Raw genomic sequence first — 21,483 nt, forward strand, 5'->3', positions numbered from 1 at the left:
AAAAATAAGCTTGGCTAAATGTTTTGTGCTTGTGAAATAATTAAGTAATTGAGAAGGATTGGCTCAAATCACTTTTAAACAGTAGGAGGATGTTTTAAGTAATGTATAAATATAAAAAAATTGCTTTAAAAGTGCAAAAACGCATTAAAGACTTAAAACATTTTTCTGATGCACGGTTAAAGCAACAAACCAAGCGATTGAGAGACCAGTTAAAGAATGGAGCCAAACTAGATAGTTTGATCGTGGAGGCCTACGCCACCGTGTGTGAAGCTGACCGCCGCGTTTTAGGATTATCACCATATTATACGCAGATTCTAGGTGCCGTAGTTTTGAACTATGGCAACATTGCCGAAATGAAAACCGGTGAAGGGAAAACACTGACTGCCACGATGCCCATGTATTTACACGGACTCGTGGGGAAAGGTGCCTTTTTAATTACGGCTAATTCTTATTTGGCTAAACGGGATGCGGAAGATATCGGTAAAGTCTACCGCTGGTTGGGCTTAACGATTGCTAGTGGCGTCCCTGAGGACGACGGTGATGATGAGAGTCGTGACCTAAAGAAGATCTATAGTTCGGACATTGTCTACACCACCCACAGTAACTTGGGATTTGATTATTTATTTGACAACTTAGCAACGAAGCCGGAAAACCAATATATTAAGCATTTGAATTTCGCCTTGATTGATGAAATTGATTCCATTTTATTGGATCAGGCCCAGACGCCGCTGATTGTCTCCGGGGCGCCAAACGTGCAGTCCAACTTGTATCAGCTATGTGAAAATATGATTCAACAGTTAGACGAAAAGATTGATTTTAAAAAGTCAGAAGACGGGAAAAAGGTCTGGTTTACCGAAACCGGGATCAATAATTTAGAGGAGTATTCGGGGGTGCCCGATTTACTAGCGCCTAAGGCTCATGAGTTATATCAGCACTTGAATTTAGCGCTGAAAGCCAAGTGTCTGTTTGTTCGAAACCGAAGTTATGTGGTGGAAAACAATGAAATTGTTCTACTAGATAAAATGAACGGACGTAAATTGTATGGGACCAAGTTACAATCGGGACTCCATCAGGCTTTGGAAGCTAAGGAACACGTCAAGATCAGTGATGACAGTCGAGCGTTAGCAAGTATTACCTATCAGAACCTATTTCGCTTGTTTACCCGCCTTTCTGGCATGACCGGAACGGCCAAAACGGATGCGGACGAATTTCGTGAAACCTACCATTTAAATACGTTTGTTATTCCCACCAATGAAAAGATCATTCGAAAGGATCATGCAGACCAGATCTATGCCACCAACGAAGATAAGATTAAGGCTTCCCTGCAAGAGGTTCAGCGAATGCGGGAACTGCATCGACCAGTTCTGATTGAAACCGGATCGGTATCGATGTCGAAACTGTACTCGCATATTTTGTTATCGCTAGGCATTCCCCATAACATTTTGAACGCTAATAGTGCTCCCAAGGAAAGTCGAATCATTGCTGAAGCTGGGAAGACGAATTCCATTACGGTTGCCACTTCAATGGCTGGCCGGGGCACTGATATTAAGCTTTCCGATCAGGCCATTAAAAATGGCGGTTTGTTTGTGGTTGGAACGGAACGAATGTCTTCCTTACGAATTGATAATCAGCTACGTGGTCGTGCTGGCCGCCAGGGTGAGCCCGGCGACACGAAGTTTTATGTTTCACTGGAAGATAAGATTGTTACCGAAAATGCTCCCAAATGGGTCAAAAGGTACCGGGAAAAGTTGGTCAAAAAGCACGTTACGAGTGCACTAAAAAAGCCGCGGATTAAAAACATTATTAATCAAGCACAGGGGATCCAAAAAAATAGTGAAATTTCCGAACGGCAAAACATCTTAAAATTTGATGAGGTCGTGAAGGCGCAGCGAAATTGCCTTTACGACACCCGTAATCAGGTCATGCGGTCTGATGATTTAGATCATTACGTTGATACTGCGATTCATTCCTGTATCGATAATTACCTACCGAAGTGGAAAAACTATTTTGATATCACGAATTTCATTTATAACAATATTGATTATTCGTTTTTACCTAATCAAAGTACCCTAAAGGATCGGTGGCGTGACCGGAAATACTTAAGAGCCCAGTTGTTAAACATGATTGAAACGAAAAAGCAGCGTGTCTATAAACAATTTGAAAATAAGGATCAGTTGTTAGAGTACAAGCGACTCGTCTTATTAAAATCAATTGATACGATGTGGATCGACCAAGTTGATGCGCTGGAACAGCTGAAATTAGCCGTTAGCAGCCGAAACTGGGGTCAGCATAATCCAATTTATGAATATCAACACGAGGCGCGTCGGGCTTTTCATAATATGCGCGAAAAAATTTATCTATTAATACTTAGAAACATCTTATTATCAGAAATCGTACAAAAGGACGATGGCACCATTGATTTGATTTTTGTATAGGTTAAAAAGGGAGATTTTGTTGTGAGGCAATTTTTAAAGCGGGGATCATTTACAATCTTTTTATTGGCTTTGTTTGAATTAGGTGGATTTATCTTAATTCCAGGGTTTCAATTAAAAAATTATGCTGGCGCGTTAGATCAAAATGCCTACATCAATTTAATTTCTAGTAACTTTGGTAGTCAAATCACAGTTCCCAGCTTATTCGCCCTAGGACTAGGGCCTTACATGACGGCCTTAATTGTATGGCAGGTTATTACGACGGTGGACGACAAAACGACTAGCCGAATGTCTCAGAAGGTTTCAGGATACTGGCAAAAGGGCATTACCTTTGTGCTAGCGGCCCTGCAGGCCCTAGCGATGGCAAAGTTATTCTTGCGTTATCGACCCAAGACCCTGGGATTTGATGATGGGACCTTTTTCTGGTTCATCTTCACGGTCTTGTTAGCTGGCGCCATGCTGATTGTGTGGCTGGCTGACGTAAATAAGGATCTTGGAGTTGGTGGAGTCAGTATCTTCATTATTCCAGGATTGGTCAAAAACCTGCCCACCGTTTTAGATTCAGGCCTAAAAAAGCCCCTGAATTTTTCGATTATCGGTTGGATAATCGTTGCCATCATCGTCATTTTATTTGTTTATATTACGGTCTTTGTTAATGAGGGGGAATATCGAATTCCCGTTGAAAGAATTGGGGTTAATAGTTTTTTAACGGATTCATATATTCCCATTAAGGTGCTGGTTTCTGGCGCTATGCCGTTTATGTTTGCCCTATCGTTGTTTTCAATTCCACTGTTAGTGGTATCAAACCTAAATGTAAACGCTAAGCTGTCTAAAATTATTTCGCTTTTATTTTCTTATCACACGTGGCAGGGAATTGTTTCCTACGGTCTGATTATCATCGTTCTAAGTTATTTGTTTGCCTTTGTAAATTTCCAGCCCAATATAATTGCCAAATCATTAAAAGAAAGCGGCGATTACATCTTTAACTTGGCTCCTGGCAAAGAAACCGAGAAGTATCTGACCGGACAGGTTAACATTATGTCGTTTGTCGGTACCATTTATATTTTGTTGATTGCCTTAGCTCCCTTAGTAGTTGGTTTATATTTTCCCATTGTAACGAATTTTTCGTTTTTGTTTGGGTCCTTATTTATTTTAATTACTATCTTAGACGGCATTTCCCAAGAAATTCGGGCACTGATTTACAAATATCGTTATCGTATTTTTTAGTTATTAGTAGGAGTGTGTATGGTTTATTTTATCCCTAATTGGCGTCCTTATACGTTGCAGCTGGGTTATAACATTATTATTAGTCAACTTGCGATTTTTCAGGATAATAATGAAGATTGTACGTTAGTTACCAATAGTTTTTTGCCCATGCTAACTTACCAATTAAATGAGTTTGGACTGCTTAGTACTCCGTATTGGCAAGCCTTAGATGAAATTCAGGATGTGCACATTAAGATTGGCAAACCGTTAGCGATAGAGGATCTTCCCCTTTCTAGTGATTTAGAACGAGTTTATTCACCACGAGGAGTCCAATTTTTAAAGGACGATCAATTGTACGCCAAGGCAAATTATTTTGCAGGAAAAGTGTTAAGTACGATTGAGTATTATCAAGATGATCAGTTAACCGCCATTGATTATTTCGATTCGCGCGGCTTTTTATCAAGAAGGGGCACGTACGATAATGGTGTTCCCTATCAAACCCAATTGTATAATCCACTTTCAGAGGTGGTTTTAACCATTAATCATACTCAAAATGATCAGGTTCAGATCGCTGAACCCTTTCAAAAACGCTTTACGCACTCGCACTATTCTAAGTTGACGGATTTAATCAGTGAGGTTTCGCAAAATCATTTTAATCAGGTCAAGGCTGACCCTGATATTAAAATCCTTAACAATCCGACGGAAGATAGCTTAGCGCTTACCCATGAGCTACAAAGAAAGTGTCAGGTCTGTAGCTTCTTAACCGATGCAAACTTAATTAAGCGACCATTTCTAGCCCAGCTATCTGCCAAGAACAGTGTGATTCTAGTGCCGAACCAATTATTCGCCGCTAAAATCAAACGGATTTGGCATGAGAAAGCACATCCCCTGAACGTCAAAATTGTTTCCCCATACGCGGCCCATCTGAATTTAGGGATCAGCAATAGTATGGAGCAGCAGGTTATTTTTTGGAAAGTTAACCAAATGCCCGAAAGAACCATTCGACGACTAACCCAGAAGCTACTGCAAGTGGTTATCAAGGGTAAGGATAAGGCCCTCGCTTTTGGAGCAAATCACGAAGATATTCACGAAATCTTAAAACAAGAAGTCATCACGGGAATAGAAACCCACTTCGACGTTTCGTTAAGTTCAACTGATTTTAAGTGGGTGCACAAGTACCTCAGATTAAAAAAGGGACATCAGTTAACGCCTAAGCTACGGAAACGAGCGAAGGAAAAAGAGCAGCAAACCAATTGGGACCAACTCGTCGATGCGAGTGAAACGCTCGATCGGATCAAAATTTATTCTAATAATGAGCCATCCTTTTATCAGCAAAGTATTCATGAGGCCCGTGTTTTGGTTGATTTGAATCGGCTCCCGAGCCCTTATTTGCAGGTTAGTGCGATTAGCGCGGGAATTCCACAAATTAACGTGGTTAAAACGAACTACGTGGATTATGACAAGAATGGCATCATCATTAAAAATGATTTGCATCTCATCAAAGCGGTTAATTATTTCTTAGATCATTTGGATCATTGGAACCAGTCGCTGGTTGCCGATATCAGTAAGATTGAAATGTTTTCCAGTGAAAAGATTGTCACTGAAATCAATTCAATCTTTAAGGAAATGAGGCGAAATTAATGGCAAAGACTAAGAAGCTCATTCAATTAGGTGGGCAACGGTTGAATTTAAATCAAACATTAAATGATAAATTCAAGTTTCAGTATTTTTCACTGGCCGATCCCAAGGACGTTTTTGCGATGCAACAAGAGCTATTGGATGAAAAACACCAGGAGCACCTTGACCCTAAATATAGCAATACGCTGTTTATCTTAGGTAATCAGTCCATGGTTTACATCATGCCGAAACTGATTAAGGATCTTCCCGCCAATAATATTATTTACCAGCAAGGGGAAAATTTTTCAGATGAAATTGGTGAAGCCCTCAGCTACAAAAACGCGCAAAGCGCAAACTTAGCGGATGTTGATGAAGTAACTCAGCTAATTGAGCAGGTTTATTTTGGGGGTCAATTTGGAGATCGGTTGGACAAAGACAGAATCGATGTAAATTCTGAATTATTGCCCAACATGACACAGACCGGTTCCGGTCAGATTAGTTTCCATAATTTAACTTTGCCCGATCAGGTCCAGGCCATTAATTTTCAAATGACCCTAGCGCAAGGGAAAGATCACACTTTAATGGAGTTTTGGCCAGAGTACAAACTCCAAGGTACGGGAAAAGTGCAATTTAAACTGTATTTTTTGGATGTCGAAACGGATCAGATCGTAAAACAGCTCACTGTTTCTGAGTCTGATTTAGACCAACCGGTTGCTTACGAAACGACCAAAAAGCCTACTAATCTATATGTTTCGGTCTTCCTGCAAGGCACGATCGAATCGTTTACATTACGAAGACTTCACATCAGAAACCGAAGATGGAATCTTGGAACTTACATGGTTGGATCTAAAACCCTAACCGATCAACAAAATTATAGGGGCCAGATTGCGACTTACTTTAATCCTGGTGATTTGAAACCACCTCTGAATGTCTACTTCAGTGGTTATAGAACGGCTGAAGGATTTGAAGGGGGCCGGATGATGAGCAACATTAGCTCCGCACCGTATTTATTAATTGCTGATGAACGAATGGAAGGTGGCTCCTTTTACGTTGGGAGTAAGGAGTTTGAACGACAATTAATCGCGACCATCAAGGATTGCTTGAAAAAGTTGAACTTTTCTAATAAAGAGTTAGTTTTATCCGGCATTTCGATGGGAACGACCGCCGCCCTCTACTATGCGACTGATTTAAGTCCGGCGGCTGTGATTGTTGGAAAGCCGCTAGTCAATTTGGGCACCATCGCTAAGAATTCGCGTTTGCATCGTCCCGCTGATTTTTTGACTTCATTAGATTTGTTACTAATGCATGAGGGTAGTACCGATCAGAAAGCCCAAGATCATTTTAACCAATACTTTTGGAATCATTTTAAGAACGGTCATTTTGCTAAAACGATTTTTGCCATCGCCTATATGAAACAAGACGATTACGACAAGGGTGCTTACAACGAGTTATTTAATTATTTTAAGCAGCAAAAACAAGCCATCAAAGTAATCAGTAAAGGATTAATTGGCCGTCATAATGATGATACGGATGGCATCGTTAATTGGTTTGTGCGGCAATATCATAATTTGATGCAAGAAAAGTTTGATAGGAGTTAAGAAATTGGAAGCAATGACGGTTTTAACGTGGGGAAGATATCTTAAGCCCATGGAAAGGTATGGAGCTCAGGTCACGTATTCACCAACTGCGGTCACGTATTCATCCCCTTTATTGTCTCCTGGCACGAGCGTTTACACCTGGCACTCACGACTAAATTTTCAAAACGCCAGAATGCAAGGGGAATTACCAATTTTACTTGGTAAGCATAGGTACCACCTCGCTAGTGATTTCACGGATGAACCAGCTGACTCAGTTTATTTCAAAGTAACGATATATGATCAGTACCATGATTTTATGAAAGACATTATTATCAATGGTCATGATGGTGATTTTGAGTATCCGGAACACGCCTCAGAGTATGAAATATCCTTAGTGGTGAAATCCAATCAGTCCATTACGTTTCGCTATCTTATCTTAGGTGAAGCTGATAATTTTAAGAATCTGAGTTTTAAGGTGAGCCCTGATTTAAAGCTGACGGAGTTCAGCTATCCTAAGGCGAATGGGTTGGATGTGTACATTGGACGCCGCGATTCGGGGAGCTGGACGGTTCCCGTTCAAAGCGATCATGTTCAAATCTTTTATCGACTGTCTAACAGTGAAATTAATGATCCGGTCAAGGTCGATGCAGTAATTGATAAGTTATTGAAAGCCATTAAGCAAGATAAGCAGTTGGGAAAGCTGCCAATTAGGGTAAGGTCATACGGATATCCGCTTTCTAAAATTAACAAAGCAAAGGAATGAAATTGATGAAAGAACAAGTAAAAAATAACCAACCAATGAATTTTTTTATTAATCGTGCCATGGGAATTGGTAATTCCGGAGTGGAACATGCGCAATTTTATCGCGCTCGTCGTTTTGATGAAGTCGGATTGCCATATCGTTATATTTTTGTGCAATTAATTAATAATCTACACGAGGCCATGGACACGTGGAATCTAAAAAATGATCAGGTTATTAATATGTACGAATATTTTGTGTTAGGTGACGACTATTTACATCAGGGAGTTCAAAAGTTCTATCCCGTTAAAAATGAAACGGTTGTTGATGGAACCAATACAACCCGACTGTTAAAGGTTCAGACCGCTTCGGGGATGAAAATCATCGAAACCATGGTTAAATTTCCTAATAAAGAACACAATTTGTTAATTATGAGCCTTTCGAAGGTTGAAATTTATTCAAGTAAGACCGGTGAGAAGAAGGTCACATTTGATTTTTATGACAACGGACATAAAGAAACCCTGATTAAAAATATTCATCTTTATAATCAAAATGGTCATCAACTTTACTTTCCTAATGAGGTTCAACTCCAACGATACTTTTTTGAGCAGGTGGATAAAGCTTATGGTCACTCTAACAACTGGTTCTTGGATCGTGGCGAAGAGAGTGAAGCGGCGTTGTTATATCCTAAGATGCCCCAAAGTAAAGTTGTTGAAGTTGTGCATGCGGACCACTTGTCTGACAGAAATGACCCTCGTTATCCATTGTGGAATAACTACTATGAATACTCGTTAACTCATCTTGATAATATCGACAAAATTATTAGTGCTACCAAAATGCAAACCAATGATCTGATTGAAGATTTTCCTAATAAAAAGGACAAGTTTGCTACGATTCCGGTTGGTGGAGTTGCTGATAAGGGGAGCAGTAAAACGAGACCAAGGGCCCGGAATAAAAAATTACGTTCACTCAAATTAATTACTGCTTCGCGACTAGCTGGCGAGAAGCATATTGATATGTTGGTGATGGCAGTTGCTAAGGTACATAAACAAGGAAAGACGGTTTCTTTGGATATTTATGGTGCTGGTGGCGAGAAGGATTTAATTGAAAAAACGATCAAAAAAGAAAAGGCTGAAAGCTATATCAAATTAAAGGGATTGTCCAAGCACTTAGAGGACGTTTATCCCAAATACGATGCTTTCATTTCAGCGTCATTTTCAGAAGGCTTCGGGTTAACCACGGTAGAAGCGTTGAGCGCTGGATTACCAGTAATTGCTTTTAAAGCACGTTTTGGAGCGCTTGAAATGATCCAAGATGGCGTAAATGGATTCCTGCAAGACTTCAAACGTGGGGATGATAACGTTGATTTCGATGTAAAAAGTTTAGCGAATGGAATTAACCGCTTATTAAAGTCAAATTATTCCCAGGTTCAAAAAGCAACCATCAGTTCCATGGCTTCATTTCAAAATCATGTAATTGCGAATAAGTGGAAGGAGTTTGTTGATGCATTACGAGCTAACCAATAAAATAAACGATCAAAATTTAATCTGGAAGCACCAAAGGGACAGAATCAAAAAAAGTCATGGCAAAGTAATTACTTTATCACCGGCTTCTAATTTTCGGGATGCTTTATTAGCAAATGATATCAGTGGTCTTAATGTTGTTGATTACGTTACTGGTCGCACTTTAGACATGGATCCAAAGTCATTTTTGTTTTTCAACCGGGTTCCTACCGTTGATGGCGCAGAGATATTTATGAACGCTGATTTTACCATCAATATCATCTCCAACGGCAGCACGATCGGGCATGTCATTTTGTGGCCGAATACGCGTCGGCACGTTAAAGAGGTTGACTATGTTTTCCCAAACGACGAATTGGATTATATCGAGGAATTTGTTAGCGACGGGAAAAAGTTCAGCAACATTATCTATACGCGGGGACAACCACAACGAATTGATTTTTATAATGATGCCGGCGTTCCGGTCTTGTGCTTTTATTTTTATAAAAAGCAGCTGAACTGGGTTACCATTGAAGATTTTGATTCGTTAAAAACCAAGCGCCAGTTCAATAATTTAGATGAATTTTATGCTGACACCGTTGGGAAGTATTTAACGCCTAAAGATTCCGTTGGGATTAGCTACATGGGGGTTGAGTTGTGGGCATTATCGCAATCTAAGTCACACAATACGCTTTATTTGGAAGAATCACCCTTTAATGCCGATGGAAAAGTCAAACAAAATTTGTTAGACATTCTGACGGATAGAATTTCCTACATTCAAGATGTGCATATGAGTAAGGAATTTTTGCAAGAACTAGAAAACAAGGGGATTCCCACCAAAAAGGTAGTAGTTGATTAGTTTTTAAAGTAGGTAATAAAATGCAAAAAATTAAGTTGAAAGAATTGCAGCAGGATATTAAGTCACGTTTTGATGAAGAGAAGAAGTACGTTGTTGATGCATCAGACACCAAGAGCAGCGGGAAAGTAATTATGATTATCGTTTCAGTCATTATGGTATTCGTAGTTATTATCAGTTTGGTCTATAGTTTTATCACTTTAGCGGGGTAATAAAAATGAATTTTCCTTCATTAGGAGTTGCATATTATATCGATTTGCATTGTCGTAATAAAGAAATTCCACAAAATAGTGTTGCCGCGGTCAGTATTGATCGGAAAAAGATAGCTGAATTAATTCAGCAACGGAAAGTTAAAATAAGTTCATTTTTAGATCGAGTGGGCTTAAGTACTTCACGTTACTATCGGTGGGTCAATTATGAAATTGACATTCCGTTTGAGTACATTTTCGGGATTAAAAAATTGTTGGGAATTTCTGATGAAGAATTTTTGGCATTACTGAGTCCTTCGACGGATGAGTTAATTGATACATTAGCATTAGCTTCTTTTTACAATACTTATAATTATAATCCGGATAAACTTGAAACAATTTTAAATCGGCTTGATAAGTATCGTCTGCAGCTTACGTCACCTTTTTTTAAGGTTTATACGTATACTCAGATTATTAGTCAAATCGCGCAGAATCAAAAACCGGATGTGTCATCCTTCTTTAAGAATAATGATAAATATTTTAAAGATTGTGATGATCTAACGGATTTTGATATCTATTTGAATATTTTAAATTTAAATTTAAAGCGCTCCTTGTTTCCAGGAAAGCAGATCAATAGTGATTTCTTGGTATCACAAAAGATTTTGAGCGGCCTTAAAAGTAATGATTTGGATCGGATATATGTTTATTGGGGATGCGCGATTGATTTTGTAATGAACTTTTACATTAATCACCAGGCAGATCAGGCCATTGACTTCTTAAAGCAAGTCTATCAAGCGATCAATGCGAGCGGAGCCATGGATGATCATCTTCGTAATTGTTACGAACAAATTGGTAAATTGCTAACGAATAAAGTGACTTTCCCAAGCTTTTCACAATCTATTTTGCAGACTCAGCCGGTCTTTAATTATGAGAATGATTTTTGGAATGAGATTCACAACTTCATTAAAATGAATATCAACTAATACAAAAAACAGCTGGAATGATGGTAATTCCAGCTGTTTTTTTATATTCAAATTAAATTGGGTTTGCAAGTGAAAAAATCGTCCCATTTTTGGGAATATGGGCTAAATTATTTTATTTGGATATATAGTAAGACCATCTAAGTATAGATTATTCACAAATTTAAGGGGGAAAGTTTTTTTATGAGAGGAAAAGGAAATAAAAAGCAAAACATCCGTTTAGCACTTCAAGACGATGCTAGAACGCATTATAAAATGTACAAAGCTGGAAAGCAGTGGATGGTTGCTGGAATTTCACTAATTGGTGGATTACTAGGCGCTAACATTGGAATTGCTTCTGTTTCTGCTAATTCCGTTACCACAACTAGTAACAACACTAGTAAAGAAAATAAGGATGCTGATGTCTTACCGAATAAGAACTCGGCAACGATTTCATCAACTTCACAAACCACGTCTTCTACAGCCGGCAGTCAGGTAGACTCACAAGCCAAGATTGACCAGATTTCTACTAGTATGAGTGAAGCATTGTCGAATTCGACATCAGCTTCCATGTCAATCGCTAATTCAACTAACTCAACAAGTGATAATAAGGTTAGTTCTAATTCCGGTTCTACAACGGCTAATAGTCAAAAGAAGGCTGACACTAATACTTCAACCGCTGATTCTGCTACTCAAGCAGATTCTACTAAGGCTAATAATCAAACTAAGTCCGATCAACAATCTAATCAAAACTCTACAACTAATAAAGTTGCATCTACTTCTGACAGTAAGACAGCTAAAGCTGATAGTAATAATCCGCTAGCTAATTCTACTAGCCAAGTAAACTCTACTACAGCTGCTAGTCAAACAATTACTGACAACAATCAGCCAATTGCTCCATTACAACCAGGTGCACGACTTAACAGTGAGACTGCTAACAGTAATTCATTAGGCAACAGTCAAACAGAAAATAGTCAGAGCATCACTTCTGCTTCAAATCTTAACAGCGAAAGCAACAGTGTTAACGGTACCTCAACTTCTGCTGATACAAGTACCAGTGAAGCAAATAACCAAAAGGTTTATAACCAGGTTAAGGCAGTGGTACCAGCCGATGCTACCGTTACGGTTGACTCCCAACACCAAGTAATTAACGTTGGCCTAGCAAACGGGTTAACTCCTAACACCAGTACCTTAGCTGCATTAAGCAGTATTGGTGAAAACAACAATATGTCCGTTAACATCAAGGACTTAAGTGGCAATAAGAATAGCGAAGCTAATAGTACTTCGACTGTAGCTGACAACGTTTTGGCAAACAGTGAAAATGTATTATCTAATAATAGTGCATCTACAAGTCAAAATGACTCAACTTCAATGTCACAAAGCGGCAGCACTTCTACTAGTCAAACTGATCAACAATCTACTAGTGCACAGAATTCAACTAGTGAAGTTCAACAAAATACTAATTCTAATAATGTTGTCTTAGCAGCTCAAGATCAAAATACTGTGTACGTTAACAACGCCAACGAATTATACAATGAATTAGTAAACGGTACCGCTAATAACATTGTTGTTACTGGTGATATTAACTTTGCTAATTTGAGGAACTTTAACGGCGGAGAAGAAGTAGTCACTCAAATTAATCATCCACGTAATTTAACGATTGGTTCAGCTGCAGGACATCATTACACAATTGACATAAAGGGTTACACCTTTAATGACTGGAATAACGGTGTTAACAATAGTAATGCCATAATTGAATATGACAATTTAGATATTTATGGTAGATGTTTCTACGGCTTTATTAGTCAAGCTAAATCATATGTTGTTAACAACGTAAATTATACTGGTTCACAGTTCATTTATGGAATCGGTGGTTCTGGCTTCAATGCTCCTGGAGTTGGTACTGACGTTACGATCGAAGGTAATGTAACTGCTCATTCAGTTTCTTCCTATACTAATAAATTTACTAATGGTAAATCTATCCCAACAGAAGCTGGTGGTCAGCAGGTAATTCAAGCTACTTCGATTACCTTCGCTGCTAATTCCAATTTCACTGGGACTACCAATAGTGATAATGTGATTGAATTAACTCAAGATGGTCGTGGAAGTGGCGACGTCATCATTGAAAATGGTGCGACTGTTACTTTAAACCCTAATAATAATAGTGGTTCTAATGAACACAATATTAATGGTACTGTTTACGGCATTGTCACTAACAGCGGAAATATTATTATTGGTAAGGGTGCTACCTTAAACATTAACTTAAATAATACATTTTCTAATTCTCAAGTTGGTGCCATTTACTCCATTGGTCACACTCAAATTAGTGATAGCGGAACTTTAAATGTAACCGCTGACGGGAGCTTTATGCCTGGTAGTGCTTCTCAACGAGGCATCGTTTTCCTTGGCACTGGTTCTAGTGTTGATATTACCAGTGGTGGTAACTTTAATATTACGTATCATCAATCTGGTAATACAGACAGTAACAATCAGAGTCTACTGTACTTAAATAATGGTGGAGCTGTTACCGTTGAGAGTAATGGGAAATTATCATTAGTATCAACAGGTAGCCAACGAGTTACACTGTTAAATAACTCTGGAGATAATGCCACCGTTAATATTACTGATCCTAATAATGCGGTATTTGATTTAACCAAGAATATTAATCCTAATAGTTTAATTGCTAGTCCTAACACTAGCTTTATTGTTAATAGTTCCACTGTCAAAATTGGAGATCAAACTTTCTCCTCACCTGTTGGTTATTTATATTTCCAGATCGGCTATGATGGGAAAATTGGTAAAGTTGTAGTAGGTGTTCCTGGCAACTATGACGAATCAGAAGAAATTAAGAACCTATTAAATAATCAAAACCAACCAAAGTATCTTCAATTTGGTTCTAGTACCGCATTCAACAGTGAGAGTACTAGTACTTCTCAAAGTGAATCAACTAGTAAAATCACTAGCAAGAGTGACAGTTTAAGCAATTCAACCAGCCACAGTGATAGCTTAAGCAATTCCACTAGCAAGAGTGACAGTTTGAGCAACTCAACTAGTGATAGTAATAGTTTGAGTAATTCAACTAGTAACAGCGATAGTTTAAGTCAATCCACTAGTAACAGTGATAGCTTAAGCAATTCAACTAGCCAAAGCGACAGCTTGAGCAACTCAACTAGTGATAGTAACTCAGTAAGTACAAGTGATAGTTTAAGTAACTCTACCAGCAAGAGTGATAGCACTTCTGTAAGTGGTAGCGAATCAACTAGTACATCGATGAGTGATAGTCAATCCACTAGCGAAAGCGATTCGGCAAGTACCTCAATGAGCGACAGCCAATCAACTAGTGAAAGTGATTCGGCAAGTACATCGATGAGTGACAGTAACTCGGTAAGTACAAGTGATAGCTTAAGCAATTCCACTAGCAAGAGTGACAGTTTAAGTCAATCGACTAGTAAGAGCGATAGTCAATCAACTAGTGAAAGCGACTCAGCAAGTACCTCAATGAGTGATAGCCAATCGACAAGTAAGAGTGACTCGGCAAGTACCTCAATGAGTGACAGTCAGTCAACAATCGCAAGTGACTCAGCAAGTACTTCGATGAGCGACAGTTTATCTACTAGTGCCAGCGATTCCGCAAGCACTTCGATGAGCGACAGTCAATCAACAAGCAAGAGTGATTCCGCAAGTACTTCAATGAGCGACAGTCAATCGACAAGCAAGAGCGACTCAGCAAGCAACTCAATGAGCGATAGTCAATCGACAAGCAAGAGCGACTCAGCTTCTGTAAGTGGCAGTGATTCCGCAAGTACTTCAATGAGCGACAGTTTATCTACTAGTGCAAGTGATTCCGCAAGCACCTCAATGAGTGATAGCAAGTCAACCAGTGCCAGTGACTCTGCAAGTACCTCGATGAGTGATAGTCAATCTACCAGCAAGAGCGAATCCGCAAGCACCTCAATGAGCGACAGTAACAGCACTTCAACTAGTAAGAGTGATTCTGCTTCTGTAAGTGGCAGTGATTCCGCAAGCACCTCAATGAGTGACAGTTTATCAACTAGCGCAAGTGACTCTGCAAGTACCTCAATGAGCGATAGTAACTCAACAAGCAAGAGCGATTCTGCTTCTGTAAGTGACAGTGAATCTACCAGCACTTCGATGAGTGATAGCAAGTCAACCAGTGCCAGTGATTCAGCAAGCACTTCAATGAGCGATAGCAAATCAACTAGTGCCAGCAACTCCGCAAGTACCTCAATGAGTGACAGTTTATCAACTAGTGCAAGTGATTCCGCAAGCACCTCAAAGAGTGACAGTGCTTCAACAAGTGCAAGTGACTCAGCAAGCAACTCAATGAGTGACAGTTTATCTACCAGTGCCAGCGACTCTGCAAGTACTTCCATGAGTGATAGCAACAGTACTTCAACTAGTAAGAGTGATTCTGCTTCTGTAAGTGGTAGTGAATCAACTAGCACTTCAATGAGCGATAGCAAATCAACTAGTGCAAGCACTTCGATGAGTGATAGCTTATCAACAAGTGCCAGTGACTCTGCAAGTACCTCGATGAGTGACAGCCAATCAACTAGCGCCAGCGATTCCGCAAGCACCTCAATGAGCGACAGCCGATCAACAAGTGCCAGCGACTCAGCAAGCACATCGATGAGCGACAGCTTATCAACAAGTGCAAGTGATTCAGCAAGCACTTCAATGAGCGACAGCCGATCAACAAGTGCCAGCGACTCAGCAAGTACCTCAATGAGCGACAGTAACAGTACTTCTACCAGCAAGAGTGATTCTGCTTCTGTAAGTGGTAGTGAATCTGCAAGCACATCGATGAGTGACAGTGCTTCAACCAGTGCCAGTGATTCAGCAAGTACTTCGATGAGTGACAGTAACTCAGTAAGTAACAGTGATAGCTTAAGCAAGTCTACTAGCCAAAGTGATAGCAACAGTACTTCAACTAGTAAGAGTGATTCTGCAAGCAACTCGATGAGTGATAGTTTATCTACTAGTGCAAGTGATTCCGCAAGCACTTCTATGAGTGATAGTTTATCTACTAGTGCAAGTGATTCAGCAAGCAACTCAATGAGCGACAGCTTATCAACTAGTGCAAGTGATTCAGCAAGCAACTCAATGAGCGACAGCTTATCAACTAGTGCAAGTGATTCCGCAAGCACCTCGATGAGTGATAGCAAGTCAACAAGTTCAAGCGACTCCGCAAGTACCTCAATGAGCGATAGTTTATCAACTAGTGCAAGCGATTCAGCAAGTACTTCCATGAGCGACAGTCTATCTACTAGCGCAAGTGATTCTGCAAGCACCTCAATGAGTGACAGTAAATCAACAAGTGCCAGTGACTCCGCAAGTACTTCAATGAGCGACAGCAAGTCAACAAGTGCAAGTGATTCTGCAAGTACTTCGATGAGTGATAGCAACAGTACTTCAACTAGTAAGAGTGACTCCGCTTCTGTAAGTGGTAGTGAATCAACAAGCACTTCAATGAGCGACAGCTTATCTACTAGTGCAAGTGATTCCGCAAGCACCTCGATGAGCGACAGTAACAGTACTTCTACAAGCAAGAGTGATTCAGCTTCTGTAAGTGGTAGCGATTCGGCAAGCATCTCAATGAGTGATAGCAAGTCAACCAGTGCAAGTGATTCCGCAAGCACTTCAATGAGTGATAGTTTATCTACTAGTGCAAGTGATTCCGCAAGTACTTCGATGAGCGATAGCCAATCAACTAGTGCCAGTGATTCGGCAAGTACTTCCATGAGTGATAGCAAGTCAACTAGCGCCAGTGACTCCGCAAGTACTTCAAAGAGTGACAGTGCTTCAACAAGTTCCAGTGACTCTGTAAGTACCTCAAAGAGTGACAGTGCTTCAACAAGTTCCAGTGATTCAGCAAGCAACTCAATGAGCGACAGCTTATCAACTAGTGCAAGTGATTCGGCAAGTACCTCGATGAGCGACAGCTTATCTACCAGTGCCAGTGAATCTACCAGCACTTCAATGAGCGACAGCCAATCAACTAGCAAGAGCGATTCAGCAAGTACTTCGATGAGCGACAGTCAATCTACTAGCGCCAGTGACTCCGCAAGCACTTCAATGAGTGACAGTAATAGCACTTCAACAAGCAAGAGTGATTCAGCTTCTGTAAGTGGTAGCGAATCAACTAGTACTTCAATGAGTGATAGTCAATCCACTAGCAAGAGCGATTCAGCAAGCAACTCAATGAGTGACAGTTTATCAACTAGTGTAAGTGATTCAGCAAGTACTTCGATGAGCGACAGTTTATCTACCAGCGCAAGTGACTCTGCAAGTACATCGATGAGCGACAGCCAATCAACCAGTGCCAGCGATTCAGCAAGTACTTCGATGAGCGACAGTCTATCTACTAGTGCTAGCGACTCGGCAAGCACCTCAATGAGCGACAGCAACAGCACTTCAACTAGTAAGAGTGATTCAGCTTCTGTAAGTGGCAGTGATTCCGCAAGTACTTCCATGAGTGACAGCTTATCAAACAGTGCCAGTGATTCAGCAAGCACTTCAATGAGCGACAGTCTATCTACTAGTGCCAGTGACTCCGCAAGCACCTCGATGAGTAACAGCAACTCTACAAGTACTAGCGATAGCTTAAGCAAGTCCACTAGCCAAAGTGATAGTAATAGTGCTTCTACAAGCAAGAGTGATTCAGCTTCTGCAAGTGGTAGTGAATCAACCAGCACTTCGATGAGTGATAGCTTATCAACCAGTGCGAGTGATTCAGTAAGTACTTCAATGAGTGACAGTAACAGCACTTCAACTAGTAAGAGTGATTCAGCTTCTGTAAGTGGTAGTGAATCAACTAGCACCTCAATGAGCGACAGTCAATCTACCAGCAAGAGTGATTCTGCAAGCAACTCAATGAGTGCCAGCGACTCTGCAAGTACTTCGATGAGCGATAGTAACTCAACTAGCAAGAGTGATTCAGCTTCTGTAAGTGGTAGTGAATCTACCAGCACCTCAATGAGTGACAGCCAATCAACTAGTGCAAGTGACTCAGCAAGCACTTCCATGAGCGACAGCTTATCTACCAGTGCAAGCGATAGCTTAAGCACTTCAACTAGTGAAAGTGACAATAATACTTCAACAAGCAACAGTGGCAGTGCTTCACTAAGTACCAGTGATAGCCAGAGCATCTCTACTAGCAACAGTGGCAGTGCTTCACTAAGTACGAGTGACAGTCAAAGTATCTCCACAAGTAATAGTGGCAGTGCTTCCTTGAGCACTAGCGACAGTCAGAGTACTTCAACAAGTAATAGTGGTAGTGCCTCATTGAGTACCAGTGATAGTCAAAGTATCTCCACTAGCAACAGTACTAGTGCTTCGCTAAGTACGAGTGACAGTCAAAGTATCTCCACTAGCAACAGTACTAGTGCTTCACTAAGCAACAGCGATAGCCAAAGTACTTCAACAAGTAATAGTGGCAGTGCTTCCTTGAGCACTAGCGACAGTCAAAGTATTTCCACTAGCAATAGTGGTAGTGCCTCATTGAGTACCAGTGATAGTCAAAGTATTTCCACTAGCAATAGTGGTAGTGCCTCATTGAGTACCAGTGATAGCCAAAGTATTTCCACTAGCGATAGTGGCAGTGCTTCACTAAGTACCAGTGATAGTCAAAGTATTTCCACTAGCAATAGTGGCAGTGCTTCCTTGAGTACCAGTGATAGTCAAAGTATTTCCACTAGCGATAGTGGCAGTGCTTCACTAAGTACCAGTGATAGTCAAAGTATTTCCACTAGCAATAGTGGTAGTGCTTCCTTGAGTACCAGTGATAGTCAAAGTATTTCCACTAGCAACAGTACTAGTGCTTCACTAAGCACCAGCGATAGTCAAAGTATCTCCACTAGCAATAGTGGCAGTGCTTCACTAAGCACCAGCGGTAGTCAAAGTATCTCTACTAGCAATAGTGGCAGTGCTTCGCTAAGCACGAGTGATAGTCAAAGTATTTCCACTAGCAATAGTGACAGTGCTTCACTAAGCACTAGTGATAGCAACAGTACCTCAACTAGTAATAGTGGTAGTGAATCAACGAGTGCTAGCGGTTCAACCAGTACTTCAATGAGTAACAATCATTCTGAAAGTACCAGTGCTAGTGGCTCAATGAGCGGTAGCCAATCCGTAAGTGATAGTTTATCTACCAGTGCCAGTGGTTCAACCAGTACTTCGATGAGCAACAATCACTCCGAGAGTACTAGTGCCAGCGCATCAATGAGTACCAGTGATAGTCAAAGTATTTCCACAAGTAACAGTGGCAGTGTTTCACTAAGTACGAGTGATAGTCAGAGTATCTCAACTAGCAATAGTGGCAGTGCATCATTGAGTACTAGCGATAGTAACAGTACTTCAACAAGTGATAGCTTATCTACCAGTGCTAGTGGATCAGTAAGCGGCAGCACTTCCGTAAGCACTTCAATGAGTAACAATCATTCTGAGAGTACTAGTGCCAGCGCATCGATGAGCGGTAGCCAATCAGCTAGCGATAGCTTATCCACGAGTGCAAGTGGTTCAACCAGTACTTCGATGAGTAACAATCATTCCGCAAGTACCAGTGCGAGCGAATCAGTAAGTGACAGTGCTTCTGTAAGTGGTAGTCAATCCATGAGTGCCAGTGGTTCGACTAGTACCTCAATGAGCAATAATAACTCCGAGAGTACTAGTGCCAGCAGCTCAGTAAGTGACAGTTCTTCCGTAAGTACTAGTCAATCAACGAGTGCAAGTGGTTCAACCAGTACCTCAATGAGCAACAACAATTCCACAAGTACCAGCGCCAGTGCATCAATGAGCGGTAGCCAATCAACTAGCGATAGCTTATCGACGAGTGCCAGTGGTTCAACCAGTACCTCAATGAGTAACAATCATTCTGAAAGTACCAGTGCAAGCGAATCAGTAAGTGGCAGTGCTTCTGTAAGTGGTAGTGAATCCACGAGTGCGAGTGGTTCAACCAGTACTTCAATGAGTAACAATCATTCCGAAAGTACTAGTGCCAGCGGCTCAATGAGTGGTAGCCAATCCGTAAGTGATAGTCTATCCACAAGTGCGAGTGGTTCAACCAGTACTTCAATGAGCAACAATCATTCTGAGAGTACCAGTGCAAGCTCATCAGTAAGTGGCAGTGCTTCTGTAAGTGGTAGTGAATCAACTAGCGCAAGCGGCTCAACTAGTACTTCAATGAGTAATAATCATTCCGAGAGTACTAGTGCCAGCGCATCGATGAGTGGTAGCCAATCAACAAGTGATAGCCTATCCACGAGTGCTAGTGGTTCAACCAGTACTTCGATGAGCAACAATCACTCTGAGAGTACCAGTGCAAGCTCATCAGTAAGTGGCAGTGCTTCTGTAAGTGGTAGTGAATCCACAAGTGCAAGCGGCTCAACCAGTACCTCAATGAGCAACAATCATTCTGAAAGTACCAGCGCTAGTTCATCAATGAGCGGTAGCCAATCAACAAGCGATAGTTTATCCACGAGTGCCAGCGGTTCAACCAGCATTTCAATGAGCAACAATCACTCTGCAAGTACCAGCGCCAGCGCATCAGTGAGCGGCAGTGCTTCTGTAAGTGGTAGTGAATCAACGAGCGCCAGCGGTTCAACCAGTACTTCCATGAGCAACAATCACTCAGAGAGTACTAGTGCCAGCGAATCTGTAAGTGGCAGTGCTTCAGCCAGTGATAGTATTTCCACTAGCAACAGCGCTTCGACAAGTGCTAGTGACAGTTTGAGTAATTCTACTAGCATTAGTACTTCATTGAGTAACAGCGACAGCAATAGTATTTCAACTAGTGATAGCTTAAGTAACTCTACTAGTGTTAGTGCCAGCGACTCAATGAGCGGTACTACTTCAGTAAGTGGTAGCCAATCTACAAGTGTTAGCGATTCATCAAGTGCTTCTATGAGTGAAAATAATTCCGCAAGTGTTAGTGCTAGTGAATCCGTAAGCGATAGCGCTTCAGTAAGTGCTAGTCAATCAACGAGTGCCAGTGGTTCAACCATCACTTCGATGAGCAACAACCACTCTGCAAGTACCAGTGCAAGCACATCAATGAGCGGCAGTGCTTCAACCAGTGATAGTTTATCTATGAGTACTAATGGCTCAACCAACACTTCAACTAGTGTAAGTACAAATGGTTCAACTAATACTTCGGAAAACAACGGTAATAACGCTGCTAAGAAAAATAGTAAAGCAGGCAAGTTACCTCAAACCGGACAAAGTAGCAATGATCTAGCTGCTGTAGGTATCTTTGAACTTGCTATGATTGGACTTTGTGGAGCTCTTAAAGGACTTAAGAAACGCAAAGAGAACCAATAGTAGTTTTAACCAGGTATTAAGATAATAAATTAAAAAGGGATTTTGATATCTGTTAACATTAAGCGACCAAAT

10 protein-coding genes are annotated in these 21,483 nt (G+C 40.7%); all 10 read left to right on the forward strand.

Translation table 11 applies throughout. The annotated features are described in order from the left end of the window. The first annotated feature begins 101 nt into the window (after window positions 1–101). The 10 genes from secA2 (at window position 102) to LfDm3_RS01985 (ending at window position 21,411) form a co-directional block, all read left to right on the forward strand. Window positions 102–2,435, forward strand: a complete 2,334-nt coding sequence (secA2, locus tag LfDm3_RS01940; protein ID WP_039143620.1) for an accessory Sec system translocase SecA2 — start codon at window positions 102–104, stop codon at window positions 2,433–2,435. 21 nt (window positions 2,436–2,456) lie between these two features. After that, entirely contained in the window at window positions 2,457–3,659 is a 1,203-nt protein-coding gene (locus LfDm3_RS01945; RefSeq protein WP_039143623.1) for a hypothetical protein, read from the forward strand. Window positions 3,660–3,677: 18 nt separating this feature from the next. Further along, window positions 3,678–5,279, forward strand: a complete 1,602-nt coding sequence (asp1, locus tag LfDm3_RS01950) for an accessory Sec system protein Asp1 (RefSeq protein WP_039143626.1) — start codon at window positions 3,678–3,680, stop codon at window positions 5,277–5,279. Then, entirely contained in the window at window positions 5,279–6,853 is a 1,575-nt protein-coding gene (asp2, locus tag LfDm3_RS01955) for an accessory Sec system protein Asp2 (protein WP_052236566.1), read from the forward strand. The genes asp1 and asp2 overlap by 1 nt, the downstream gene beginning before the upstream one ends. 13 nt (window positions 6,854–6,866) lie before the next feature. Further along, window positions 6,867–7,595: an accessory Sec system protein Asp3 gene (asp3, locus tag LfDm3_RS01960; RefSeq protein ID WP_225349310.1), complete on the forward strand. Its 729-nt coding sequence runs from the start codon at window positions 6,867–6,869 to the stop codon at window positions 7,593–7,595. 35 nt (window positions 7,596–7,630) lie between these two features. Continuing rightward, window positions 7,631–9,097: a glycosyltransferase gene (locus LfDm3_RS01965; protein WP_039143798.1), complete on the forward strand. Its 1,467-nt coding sequence runs from the start codon at window positions 7,631–7,633 to the stop codon at window positions 9,095–9,097. Next, complete coding sequence (locus tag LfDm3_RS01970; RefSeq protein WP_039143632.1) at window positions 9,075–9,929, forward strand: hypothetical protein; 855 nt, start codon at window positions 9,075–9,077, stop codon at window positions 9,927–9,929. The genes LfDm3_RS01965 and LfDm3_RS01970 overlap by 23 nt, the downstream gene beginning before the upstream one ends. A gap of 20 nt (window positions 9,930–9,949) precedes the next feature. Then, complete coding sequence (locus LfDm3_RS01975; RefSeq protein ID WP_010022144.1) at window positions 9,950–10,138, forward strand: hypothetical protein; 189 nt, start codon at window positions 9,950–9,952, stop codon at window positions 10,136–10,138. 5 nt (window positions 10,139–10,143) lie between these two features. Further along, window positions 10,144–11,097, forward strand: a complete 954-nt coding sequence (locus LfDm3_RS06675) for a helix-turn-helix domain-containing protein (RefSeq protein WP_052236567.1) — start codon at window positions 10,144–10,146, stop codon at window positions 11,095–11,097. Between the two features lie 180 nt (window positions 11,098–11,277). Then, complete coding sequence (locus tag LfDm3_RS01985) at window positions 11,278–21,411, forward strand: KxYKxGKxW signal peptide domain-containing protein (protein WP_052236568.1); 10,134 nt, start codon at window positions 11,278–11,280, stop codon at window positions 21,409–21,411. The last annotated feature ends 72 nt before the right edge of the window (window positions 21,412–21,483 follow it).

The organism is Fructilactobacillus fructivorans, assembly GCF_000814735.1.
GTDB lineage: Bacteria > Bacillota > Bacilli > Lactobacillales > Lactobacillaceae > Fructilactobacillus > Fructilactobacillus fructivorans.